We start from the raw sequence: 12,011 nt of genomic DNA, 5'->3' as shown, positions 1-12,011 counted from the left end.
GCGCTTCCCCTACCCGCCTCGGGAGCGCGAGGCGACGCGGCCGCCGTCGCGGGACGTGACCCGGTCGAGGATCCGCCCCAGTTCCTCGCCCGAATAGGGCTTGTGGAGCAGCTCGAACCCGTGCGCCCCCTCCTGGGCCAGGACGTGGCTGTAGCCGGAGGCGAGCACCACGGGCAGGTCCGGCAGCCGCCGGCGCAGCTCGCGGGCGAGGGCGATGCCGCCCATGCCGGGCATCACCACGTCCGAGAACACGGCGTCGAACGCCGACGCCTCCCCGCCGAGCCGGTCGAGCGCCTCCTCGGCGTTGCAGGCCCACTCGGTCGTGAAGCCGAGATCCTGCAGGATCTGGCAGGCGAAGCGCCCGACCTCGACATTGTCCTCGACGACGAGCACCCGCCGTCCCGCCCCCGAGGGCGAGGGGCCTTGCGGGTCGAGGTCCGGCCGGAGCGCCCCGTCGGGCACCTCGACCTGCGGCAGGTAGAGGGTGAAGGTGGTCCCCGTCCCCGGGGTGCTCTCGACCGCGATGTCGCCGCCGGATTGCTTGGCGAAGCCGAAGACCTGGGACAGGCCGAGCCCCGTGCCCTTGCCGACGTCCTTGGTGGTGAAGAAGGGCTCGAAGATCCGGCCGAGCAGGTCGGGCGGGATGCCGGTGCCGGTATCGGTCAGCGACACCGTCGCGAAGGGGCCGGGCGCGCCCGCGTGGCCGCGGATGGCCGGGAGGGAGCGGCCGCAGCTGACGCGCAGGGTCAGGGTCCCCTCCCCGTTCATGGCGTCGCGCGCATTCACCGCCATGTTGACGAGGGCGGTCTCGAATTGGCTCTGGTCGGTGCGCACGAAGCAGGGCCGGTCCGGCACCTCCGTGACCACGCGGATGCGCGCGCCCGTCACGGCGTCGAGCATCTCGCCGACGTTGCGCAGCCGCGCCCCGACATCGATCACTTCGAGCCGCAGCGCCTGGCGCCGCGCGAAGGCGAGGAGCTGCCCAGTGAGCTTGGCGGCGCGGTCGACCGTGTCCGACACCGCGTCGAGGTAGCGCCGCCGCCGCTCCTCCGGCAGGTCGGGCCGGCGCAGGAAATCGACGGAGGAGCGGATGATGGTGAGCAGGTTGTTGAAGTCGTGCGCCACCCCGCCGGTGAGCTGGCCCACCGCCTCGAGCTTCTGCGACTGGCGCAGCGCCTCCTCGGCCCGGCGCTGCTCGGAGACGTCGCGCCCGAACCCGTAGAGCGTGTCGTCCTCCGGCACGATGGTCCAGAGGATGCGCCGCGCCTCCCCGGACTTGGTGAGGCAGGCGATCTCGACGTCGCCGCCCTCCCCGGCGGCCCGCCGCGCCAGCTCCGCCTCCAGGGTGCCCCGCTCCGCCGGGACCACGAAGTCGAGGAGGGAGCGGCCGAGGCACTCCGCCTCGCTCCAGCCGAGCGTGCGCACCCAGGAGGGATTCACCGACTGGATCGCGCCGCCCGCCGAGGCGATCACCTTCAGCACCGGCGAGAGGGTCCAGATGCGGTCGCGGTCGCGGGCCTGGGCGGCGATCTGCGCCTCCAGGGACTGCGTGCGCGCCTCCAGCAATTCCTCGACGCGCTTGCGGTCGGTGACGTCGTGGACGAACACGTAGACGCCGTCGACCTCGCCGCCCGGCCTGCGGCGGGGCAGGTAGCGGATGTCCGCGATGCGGGTGCGCCCGTCCGGCCAGGGCCAGGTGCGCTCGATGCGCACCTCCTCGCCGGCCAGCGCCCGCTCCACGGAGGGGCGGCGGATCGCGAATTCCTGCTCGCCGATGAGGTCGCCCATGTGGCGGCCGATCACGGCGTCGCGGGAATGCCCGAACCAGGTCTCGTAGGCGGCGTTCACGAAGCGGTAGGTGAAGGACCGGTCGATCACCGCGATGAGCACCGGCATCGCGTCGGCGACGAGGCGCAGCTCCGCCTCGCTGTCGCGCAGGGCGAGTTCGCCGACGCGGCGCGGGGTGATGTCGTTGAACAGCACGGCGACGCGGTTGAGGTCCGGCTGGTCGACCCGGTAGGCATGCACGTCGTACCAGCGCCCGAGGGCCCTGGCGGCGTTCTCGACGCGGACGGGCCGGCCGGTCCGCGCCACCTCGCCGAACAGTTCGGGCCAGTAGGGCTCGTTCTCCGGGGCGAGGTCGCGCATCTTGCGCCCGACCGGGTCGGCGAGGCCGGTCTGGCCCGCGAAGGCCGGGTTCACCTCCAGGATGCGGAAATCCTCCGCCTTGCCCCCGTCGCCGAAGAGCACCTCGATCAGGCAGAACCCGGCATCGATCGAGTTGAACAGCGAGCGGTAGCGCTCCTCGCTCACCCGCAGGGCCGCGTCGGTGCGGCGCATGGCGAGCTGCGCCATCACGGTCCGGGCCAGCGCCCGCAGGATGAAGCGCTGCGGCTCGGTCAGCTCCCGCGGCACGCGGTCGAGCACGCAGAGCGTCCCGATGGCGTAGCCCTCGGGCGTGAGGAGCGGGACGCCCGCGTAGAAGCGCAGGTGCGGGGTCTCGGCCACCAGCGGGTTGGCGGCGCGGGCGGGATCACGGTCGAGGTCGGTGAGCTCCACCACGTCGGGTGCCCGCAGCACCTCGGCGCAGAACCCGAGGTCGAGCGGCATCTCCCGCCGGTCGTGCCCGACCGCCGCCTTGATCCACTGCCGCTCCGCGTCGATGAAGTTGATATGGGCCATCGGCGTGCCGCAGGCCTGGGCCGCCATCTGGGCGATGTCGTCGAACTCGGCCTCGGGCGGCGTGTCGAGGATGGCGTAGCTGCGCAGCGCCGCGAGGCGCCGCGCGTCCCTGAGGAGGAAGGGCGGGCCGTCGGATCTCTCGCCGTGTACCGTGGCGGAGTGAGTCGTGGCGGCGCGATCGATGATGGCCTCCCGGGCGTAACGACGCTTATGTAGCGCAGCCGAGCGGACGGGATACCGGCCCGCCCGGGCGATCCCGGCGCGCCGGCCCCCGGATCCGGCCGCGCGGACCCTGGCGTATCGCTCCGCTCATGTAAAATGTTAAGAGGGAAACGGTCGATCCCCGATGGTCCCGCCCCGCCTCGCCGCACCGCGGGCCCGGCCCCCAGCAACGCGGCCGGTCCGACCGGCGAAACATCCCCCTCTGCCTTCCTGTCGTGAGTGGTCGCGCGCGGCGGGGTGAGGGAGGGTTAAACGGGAGCGGCGGGGCCGGCCGGAGCCGAAGGCCGCCCGCACGGCGCGCGACGGCTGCCGTGAGTCCCCCTGCCGGCACCCGCCGCCGAAGCTTGAGCATAGCATTCGGCATCCCGCATGCCCTCTTATGGCCAAGCTTGTCCTGCAAACAGGAGCGCGATCACTCCGGGCTTGTTCGATCAATACGTCACACGTTCGCAACACTGCGAAACTCTCCTTCGATTGACCATAGTCTCGCCCCAGAAATGCCGGGACAGCTGCGCTCTCTCCTGCACCCGGAGCCCTCGGGCGTGTCAGGGGAGGCGAGCAGGTGGGCGGCGTGAAGATGGTTCTCGAGTCCGCGGCCTTTCCTTGGGCGGCGTTGCCGTCACCCGGACGCCGCTCCGGGCCCCTGGCCGCCGCCGTGATCGCGCTCGCGGGTCTCGCGGTCGCGGATGCCCGGCGCGCCGAAGCGCCCGTCCTGGCCCAGGCCTCCCCGGCCCAGGCCTCCCCGGCGCCGCCGGTGCTGGCCTCGGGGGAGCTGACCTTGGGGGAGATGACCTCGGGGGAGGCTGCCGACCCGGCGCCCGTCGCGCCGCCGCCGGAGGCTGCGCTGTCGGAGGCGGCGCTGCCGGAACCCGGAGCGGCGCTGCCGGCGCCCGCGGCCTGGGCGGCGAGGCGCGATCCGCTGCTCGCCGCACCGAACCCCGCCGCGTGGCAGACCGCCCTCCTCGATCCCCTGCTGCGCCCCAGCCCGGACAGGCCCGCCGACCCGGCCGAGGCGCCGTCCGACATCGCCGACGCGGCGGCGGAACCAACGCCCGCCCAGGAGGCGCCCGCGCAGGAGGCGGCGAGGCTCGCCGAGCCGGTGCCGCTGCCGGTGCCGCGCCCGCCGGAGCTGCGCCGGCCGCGGGACGGCCGCCTCGCAGAGCGCGCCGCGCGCCGCGCGGCCCGTCCCGCCTCGGCCCCGGCGACCCCGGCCGAGGACACCCGCAACCTGTTCGAGAAGCTGTTCGGCCTCCCGGCCAGCCCCTCCGCGGGCCCCGGCCTCGCCTACGCGGCCCTGGAGACCAGCCCCGCCCCGGCGCCGAGCCGGCGGCTCGTCGCCCCGATGCCGGGCCCCGACGCGGCGCGGGCGACGGCGATCTACGACATCAGCGCCCGCATCGTGACGCTGCCGAGCGGCGAGCGGCTGGAGGCCCATTCCGGGCTCGGCGACAAGATGGACGATCCCCGCTTCGTCCACGTGCCGATGCGCGGCGCCACCCCGCCCGGCACCTACGACCTCACCGAGCGCGAGAGCCTGTTCCACGGCGTCCGGGCGATCCGGCTGACCCCGGTCGGCGGCAACGGGGCCGTCCACGGCCGGGTCGGGCTCCTCGCCCACACCTACATGCTCGGCCCGACCGGCGCCTCGAACGGCTGCGTCTCGTTCCGCAACTACGACCGCTTCCTGCAGGCCTTCCTGCGCGGCGAGGTGCAGCGCCTCGTCGTGGTGGCGGGGCGCGGCCCGGACGGGCCGCCCGCCGCGCCCGACCGCCGCATCGGCCTGTCGGAGCGGCCTGCCACCGGCGGGGGCGCCTAAGCGGAATTGCGCCCGGCAACTCTGCTTAACTCTTGTTCCTGCATCGTTTTGGCCGCCGAACCGGTGACCATTTCGGCACCGGCCGGGCCCGGCCGGCGGAATGATGCCTAGGCCCCGCCTCGGCCGCCCTCGCGCCGCGGCGTGCGCGACGGACGTCGATCGCCCGCGCGGGCGAGGGCGCCGGGACCGCCCCTACTCCCCTCCGTCGATGCGCTTGCCGATGATGGCGATGGCGCGCTGGTAGACGGAGGCGGCGTTCCAGCCCTGGATCGCCGCGAAGTTCGGCTCGCCCGGCTGGTAGCCGGCGCCGCGCTGCCAGCCATGCGCGCGCAGGAAGTTCGCCGTCGAATTGAGCGCGTTCGACACGTTGTCGAGGCTGCCGCCCGTGCCGTAATTCAGCACGTTCTTGGGCAGGAACTGGGTGTGGCCGACCTCGCCATGCGCGGCGCCGCGGGTGCTCGGCGACATGACGCCCCGGTCGATCAGCGCCAGCGCGGCGTAGAGCTGGTCCGTGAAATAGGCCGAGCGGCGGCAATCGTAGGCGAGCGTCGCCACCGCCGAGAGGGTGTTCACGTTGCCCTTCACGGCGCCGAAGCCCGTCTCCATGCCCCAGATCGCCAGGAGCGGCCCGGGCGGCACGCCGTAGCGCTGCTCGATCCCGGCGAACAGGGCGGCGTTCGAGGCCCTCAGCGCCCGCCCGCGCGAGACGATGGCCGGCCCGCCGCGCTTGGCCATGAACTGCTCCAGCGAGAGCCGGAAGCTCTTCTGGCCGCGATCCGCCGCGATGGTGGGGGAGGAGTAGGAGGTGCCCATCAGCGCCTGGAGGCTCGCCGCGCTCGCCCGGCCCCGCGCCTCCTCGGCGAATTCCCGCTTCCACGCCTCGAACCCGCCCGGACCGTTGCCGCACTGGGCGGCCTCGGCCGCGCCCGCCGCGACCATGAACGCCGCGAGACCGACCCCAAGATAGGGCTTTGCGTACCCAGCACCGCTCATCGCAGACTCCCTCACCCCGGCGGACCTCGTCCGACCGGCCGTCCTTCCGCATACTTAGCCGTTCGTCCGGCCACGGCTACGCCCCGTTCGACGCGGCTCGACTTCGGATGCGGGCACGATGGCGATCCGCAACACTGTGTTGTGCCGCTGCATCGCTGCCCTGCACCTCCCGCTCCACCGAGCCCGATTTTCCGCGCGCCGCCAAGGCACGAGTGAGGCAGGCGGCGCCGAGCCGGGCGGCGGCGCGTCGAAATCGGTGGAGAACCGGGCCTGTCCGGCCGGATCAGGGAACTTAGATACGGGCGGGATGTATGTACCTCGATCCCCCGCGGGATCGGCAGCGGAAGGGCGTGTGCGTGCCGCAGACCATCCTGATCACCGGCGGAGCCGGTTTCATCGGCCGGGCGGTCGCCCGGGCCCTCGTCGCGAGAGGCGACCGGGTTCGCGTCCTCGACAGCCTGATCGAGCAGGTGCATGGCGGCCTCGCGCGGCCGGACGACATGCCGGACGACCTGCCGGACGCGGTCGACCTGCGGCGCGGCGACGTGCGCGACCCGGCCGCGGTGGCGCAGGTGCTGATCGGCGTCGACAAGGTCATCCACCTCGCCGCGGAGGTGGGGGTCGGCCAGAGCATGTACGCGGTCGAGCGCTACGTCTCGGTCAACGACGTCGGGACGGCGGTGCTGTTCCAGGCGCTGATCCAGCGGCCCGTCGAGCGGGTCGTCGTCGCCTCCTCGATGAGCATCTACGGCGAGGGGCTCTACCGCGACGCGGAGGGCCGGCTCGTGGAGGACGTCGTGCGCCAGCCCCGCTCGGGGCCGGACGCGCCCTGGGACCCCCTCGATGCGGCGGGCCGCCCGCTCACCCCGGTGCCGACGCCGGAATGGAAGCGCCCGGCCCTGGCCTCGGTCTACGCCCTGTCGAAATACGCGCAGGAGCGCCTCACCCTGATGCTCGCCCCCGCCTACGGGATGGAGGGCGTCGCCCTGCGCCTCTGGAACGCCTACGGGCCGGGCCAGGCCCTCTCCAACCCCTACACGGGCGTCCTGGCGATCTTCGCCTCGCGCCTCCACAACGGGGCGGCCCCGGTGATGTTCGAGGACGGGCAGCAGCTGCGCGACTTCGTGCACGTCGACGACGTCGCGCAGTCCTTCCTGCTCGCGCTCGACCGGCCGGAGGCGGCCGGTCAGGTCTACAACATCGGCTCGGGCGTCTCCCGCTCGGTGAGCGAGGTCGGGACGCTCCTCGCCCGCGCCATGGGCCGCAGCGAGATCCGCCCGGAGATCGCCGGCAAGCTGCGGGCGGGCGACATCCGCCACTGCATCCCGGACATCACCAAGGCGCAAACCGAGCTCGGCTACGCGCCCCGCCGCGACTTCGCGGAAGGGCTCGCGGAGCTCGCGGCCTGGGTCGCCGCGCAATCCGACGCGCAGGACCGCGTCGCCGAGGCCCGGCGCGAACTCGAGAAGCACGGGCTCGTCGCATGAGCGGGCGCAGCGACGGGGGACCTATCCTGATCACCGGCGGCGCCGGCTTCATCGGCGCGAACCTCGCGGACGCGCTCGCGGCCGAGGGCCGCGACGTGCTGATCTACGACGCGCTGCTGCGGCCCGGCGTCGAGGCCAATCTCGACTGGCTCAAGCGCCGGCACCCGCGCCGCGTCTCGGCCGTGGTGGCGGACGTGCGCGACACCGCCTCCCTCTCGGCCGCCGCCGCGCGGGCGGGGGCGGTGTTCCACTTCGCCGCCCAGGTCGCCGTGACGACGAGCCTCGTCGCGCCGGCGGAGGATTTCGCCGTCAATCTCGGGGCGACGCTCGCCCTGCTCGAAGCCCTGCGCGGCCGGCCCGATCCCGCCCCGCTGCTGTTTTCCTCGACCAACAAGGTCTACGGGGACCTCGGCGACCTCGCCTTCCGGCGCGAGGGCGAGGCCTACCGGCCGGCGGAGGAGCGGCTGCACCGCCACGGCATCGGCGAGGACCGCTCCCTGGACTTCCACACCCCCTACGGCTGCTCGAAGGGCGGCGCCGACCAGTACGTGCTCGATTACGCCCGCAGCTTCGGCGTGCCGACCTGCGTGATGCGCATGAGCTGCATCTACGGCCCGCGCCAGATGGGCACCGAGGACCAGGGCTGGGTGGCGCATTTCCTGATCCGCGCCCTGGAGGGCCAGCCGATCGCCATCTACGGCGACGGCTGCCAGGTGCGCGACATCCTGCACGTGGCGGACGCGGTGGCGGCCTACCGGGCGGCGCTCGCCCGGATCGACCTCGTGAGCGGGCGCGCCTACAATCTCGGCGGCGGACCGGCCAACGCGGTGAGCCTGCGCCAGGTGCTCGCCGCGATCCGCGACATCGTCGGCCGCCCCCTCGACCTCAGCTTCCACGACTGGCGCGCGGGGGATCAGCGCTACTATGTCTCCGACACGCGCCGCGCCGGCGCCGATCTCGACCTCGCCGCGCCGATCCCGTGGCGGCGGGGTCTCGCCGACCTCGCCCGCTGGCTCGCCGAGGCGCGCGGCCTCGCCCTGCCGGAATCCGCCCCGCGCCGCGAACCCGAGCCGGTATCTTCCGCTTAACCAGGATCGGGCGAAAAGGCCTTGTCGCCGAAGATCGCCCCACCAGTTCCCGCAACGCGTATTCAGCCGGCGTCAGGACCTCAATCGGTGAGAATTGCCCTCGTCAACCCGACCTGGACCTTCACGCAAAGCATCTATTTCGGCTGCCGCGAGGCGCATCTGCCGATCGAGCTCGGCGCCTGCAAGGTGCTGCTGGAGGCGGCGGGCCACGAGGTGCTGATGCGGGACGGGGCCCTGGACGGGCTCGGCCTGGACGCGCTGGCGGAGGAGGTCGCGGCCTTCCGCCCGGCCATGACGGTGGTGACGACCGCCCCCACCTACCTGTTCTGGCGCTGTGCCCAGCCGGAGCTGCGGGTGCCCCGGGCCTTCCTGGAGGCCCTCGGCGACCGCGGCGGCACCACGGTCGCGGTCGGCCCGCACGGCTCGGTGACGCCCGAGACCACGCTCGCCAAGCTCGGCTGCGACCTCGTGGTGCGGGGCGAGTGCGAGGAGGTGGTGGCGGCCCTGGCCGCCGGCGGCCTCGCCGCCCCCGCCCGGGTCCCCTCCCTGGCCTTCCGGGAGGAGGGCGCGATCACGGTCACGGGCGGGCCGGCGGCGACGCACTTCACCGACCTGCCGGCGCTCGCCTGGCCGGATGGCTGGATCGCCCGGCACCACCACCATCACCACCGCTTCGACCGCGCCCCGGACGGCCCGGGCGCGGAGGTCGAAGCCTCCCGCGGCTGCCCCTACAGCTGCACCTTCTGCGCCAAGATCGATTTTCGGGACACGTATCGCCGCCGCGAGCTCCCCCTCGTGCTGGCGGAGATCGACAGGCTGATCGCCCAGGGCGTGACCTACATCTACTTCATCGACGAGATCTTCCTGCCGCAGAAGCCGCTGCTGGAGGCGTTGGTCGGCCGCGAGGTGGCGTTCGGGGTGCAGACCCGGATCGACCTGTGGAAACCCGACATGCTCGACCTCCTCGGGCGGGCCGGCTGCGTCTCGATCGAGGCCGGGGTGGAGAGCCTGACCGAGGAGGGCCGCGCCCTCCTCGACAAGAATTGCCGCGCCTCGACCGACGACCTCGCCGAGCGGCTGATCCACGCCCGGCGCTCGGTGCCCTTCGTGCAGGCGAACCTGATCAAGGTGGCGGGCGACGACCCCGACCTCGTGGCGGCGTGGCGCGACCGGCTTCGCGCCGCCGGGGTCTGGGCCAACGACCCGGTCCCGCTCTACCCCTATCCCTCGTCGCCCGATTACCGCCGCCTGTGGGGCGCGCCGGACGGGCAGGCCTGGGAGCGGGCCCACGCCCATTACCTCGCGCAGTTCGACCGCTTCAGCGAGATCCAGGAGGAGCGGCCGGCCCCGTTGACCGAATTGGAATCCGCATGCTGCCCGGCCTGACCGCCGCGCGCCCGCGCGCTCCGTCCCTCAACCTGTTCATGACCGCGGACGCGGTCGGGGGCGTCTGGCAATACGCCCTCGACCTCTGCCTCGACCTCGACCGGCGGGGCCTGCGGGTCACGCTGGCGGTGCTGGGCCCCGAGCCCAGCCTCGACCAGCTGCGGGCGGCCCGGGCCATCAGGGGGCTCGACCTGCGGGTGATGGACGTCCCCCTCGACTGGACCGCCCTGACGAGGAGCGAGGTCGAGACCGCGGCCTGGCGCGTCGCCCGCGAGGCCGAGCGGGCCGAGGCCGACCTCATCCACCTCAACAGCCCGGCGCTGGCCGGGGTGGTGCCCTTCCCGCGGCCGGTCGTCGCCGTGGCGCATTCCTGCGTGGCGACGTGGTGGGCGGCCAATCGCCCGGGGCCGCTGCCGCCCGACCTCGCCTGGCGGGCGGCGCTGGCGGGGTCCGGCTACCGGCGGGCCGCCTGCGTGCTGGCCCCCACCCACGCCTTCGCGCAAGCCACCCGGGCGACCTACGGGCTCGCCAGCCCGCCGCGGGTGGTGCCGAACGGGCGGCGCAGCGCGGCGGAGCGCGGGCATCGCACCCCGCGCGGCGCCGCCGCCTCGCCCTTCGCCTTCACGGGCGGGCGCCTGTGGGACGAGGGCAAGGGCACCGCGACCCTCGACCGGGTCGCCGCCCGGATCGCGCCGCTCCCCTTCCTGGCCGCCGGCCCCCTCGACGGGCCCAACGCCGCCCGGGTCTCGCCCCAGCACCTGCGCTGCCTCGGCCGGCTCACCGACCAGGACATGGCGCGCTGGCTCGCGGGCGCGCCGATCTACGTCTCGGCGGCGCGCTACGAGCCCTTCGGTCTCGGCGTCCTGGAGGCGGCGAGCGCCGGCTGCCCGCTGATCCTCTCCGACATCCCGACCTTCCGCGAACTCTGGGACGAGGCCGCCATCTTCATCGAGCCGGAGGACGACGCGGGCTTCGCGGCGGCGGTCGCGCTCGTAGCCGGGGATCCGGCCATCCGGGCGCGGCTCGGCGCCGAGGCGAAGGCCAGGGCCGACCGGCTCACCGTCGAGGCCATGGGCGCGGGCGTGCTCGCGGCCTACGAGGCCGTGCTCGGCGAAGCTCCGCTTCGCGCCGGAGCCCCCGCGTGAGGATCAGCGTCTTCACCCATTCCCTGCGCTCCTGCTGGAACCACGGCAACGCGCATTTCCTGCGCGGCGTCCTGCGCGAGCTGATCGCGCGCGGCCACGCGGTCTCCGTGCACGAGCCCGAGGGCGCCTGGAGCCTCGCCAACCTGCGCGCCGACCACGGCGAGGCCGGCGCCGCCGCCTCGCTCGCGCCCTATCCGGAGCTGTCCTCGCGCATCGACCCGCCGGGCTCCGACCCGGCCGATTTCCTCGACGGGGCGGACCTCGTCCTGGTCCACGAGTGGAACGAGCCCGCCCTCGTCGCCCGCATCGGCGCGCTCCGGAAGGCCGGCGGGCGCTTCACGCTGCTGTTCCACGACACCCATCACCGGGCGGTGAGCGAGCCCGAGGCCATGCGGGCCTTCGACCTCACGGGCTACGACGGGGTGCTCGCCTTCGGCGAGACGCTGGCCGAGGTCTATCGCGGCTGGGGCTGGGGCGACCGCGTCTTCGTCTGGCACGAGGCCGCCGACACCCGCCTGTTCCGCCCGCCGCCGCGGGAGCAGGCCCGCGCGGGCCTGGTCTGGATCGGCAATTGGGGCGACGGCGAGCGCAGCGCCGAACTGGAGACCTTCCTGTTCGGGCCGGCCGGGGCGGCTTGCCTCCCCCTCGACGTCTGGGGCGTGCGCTACCCGCCCGAGGCCCTCGCCGCCCTCGACCGGCACGGGATCCGCTACTGCGGCTGGCTGCCGAACGCCCGGGCGCCGGAGGTCTTCGCCCGCCATCTCGCCACCGTCCACGTGCCGCGGCGGTTCTACGTCGAGGCGCTGCCGGGCATCCCGACCATCCGGGTCTTCGAGGCGCTGGCCTGCGGCATCCCCCTCGTCAGCGCGCCCTGGCGCGACAGCGAGGGCCTGTTCACCCCGGGCCGCGACTTCCTGACCGCGGCGGACGGGGCGGCGATGACCCGCCACCTGCGGGCGCTGCGCGAGGATCCCGCGTTGCGGGCGGAGCTCGCGGCGCACGGCCTCGCGACGATCCGGGCGCGCCACACCTGCGCGCACCGGGCCGAGGAATTGCTGGCCGTGGCGGAGAGGCTGCGCGGCGCGGATGACGCGCGGCGCCGAGGGCCGGCCGCCGAAGCGGCCGCGAGAACGGCCGCGAGAACGGCCGGATGAGGAGGGCGCGGGTGGAATCGACGGACGGAGCGCGGGCC

At 74.1% G+C, this 12,011-nt stretch carries 8 protein-coding genes; 6 read left to right on the top strand and 2 right to left on the bottom strand.

The annotated features are described in order from the left end of the window. Window positions 1-9: 9 nt before the first annotated feature. Window positions 10-2,709, bottom strand: coding sequence for a PAS domain-containing protein (locus QA634_RS10550; RefSeq protein WP_012331953.1), 2,700 nt, complete (start codon window positions 2,707-2,709; stop codon window positions 10-12). A 757-nt stretch (window positions 2,710-3,466) separates the two neighbouring features. On the opposite strand from QA634_RS10550, the gene QA634_RS10545 reads away from it, so the two are divergent. Beyond that, window positions 3,467-4,720, top strand: coding sequence for a DUF2778 domain-containing protein (locus QA634_RS10545; RefSeq protein WP_012331952.1), 1,254 nt, complete (start codon window positions 3,467-3,469; stop codon window positions 4,718-4,720). Window positions 4,721-4,912: 192 nt separating this feature from the next. Here the strand turns inward: QA634_RS10545 and QA634_RS10540 are convergent, their stop codons facing one another. Then, entirely contained in the window at window positions 4,913-5,713 is an 801-nt protein-coding gene (locus QA634_RS10540) for a lytic murein transglycosylase (protein ID WP_012331951.1), read from the bottom strand. Window positions 5,714-6,024: 311 nt separating this feature from the next. On the opposite strand from QA634_RS10540, the gene QA634_RS10535 reads away from it, so the two are divergent. From QA634_RS10535 to QA634_RS10515, 5 genes are all read left to right on the top strand, one after another. Then, window positions 6,025-7,200, top strand: coding sequence for an NAD-dependent epimerase/dehydratase family protein (locus tag QA634_RS10535; protein ID WP_012331950.1), 1,176 nt, complete (start codon window positions 6,025-6,027; stop codon window positions 7,198-7,200). Then, on the top strand, window positions 7,197-8,288 hold the full coding sequence (locus tag QA634_RS10530) for an NAD-dependent epimerase/dehydratase family protein (protein WP_012331949.1): 1,092 nt from the start codon (window positions 7,197-7,199) through the stop codon (window positions 8,286-8,288). Before QA634_RS10535 ends, QA634_RS10530 begins: the two co-directional genes overlap by 4 nt. A gap of 87 nt (window positions 8,289-8,375) precedes the next feature. Further along, window positions 8,376-9,674 carry a TIGR04295 family B12-binding domain-containing radical SAM protein gene (locus QA634_RS10525; RefSeq protein ID WP_012331948.1) on the top strand — a complete coding sequence of 433 codons (1,299 nt, stop codon included), beginning with the start codon at window positions 8,376-8,378 and terminating at the stop codon, window positions 9,672-9,674. Then, window positions 9,659-10,819, top strand: coding sequence for a glycosyltransferase family 4 protein (locus QA634_RS10520; protein WP_012331947.1), 1,161 nt, complete (start codon window positions 9,659-9,661; stop codon window positions 10,817-10,819). Before QA634_RS10525 ends, QA634_RS10520 begins: the two co-directional genes overlap by 16 nt. Next, window positions 10,816-11,973 carry a CgeB family protein gene (locus tag QA634_RS10515; RefSeq protein ID WP_012331946.1) on the top strand — a complete coding sequence of 386 codons (1,158 nt, stop codon included), beginning with the start codon at window positions 10,816-10,818 and terminating at the stop codon, window positions 11,971-11,973. Before QA634_RS10520 ends, QA634_RS10515 begins: the two co-directional genes overlap by 4 nt. The last annotated feature ends 38 nt before the right edge of the window (window positions 11,974-12,011 follow it).

The sequence above is a fragment of the Methylobacterium sp. CB376 genome (assembly GCF_029714205.1).
In the GTDB taxonomy this organism is placed as follows: Bacteria; Pseudomonadota; Alphaproteobacteria; order Rhizobiales; family Beijerinckiaceae; genus Methylobacterium.
The sequence above is the reverse complement of the archived record's forward strand: the minus strand, read 5'-3'. Positions and strand labels throughout refer to the sequence as shown.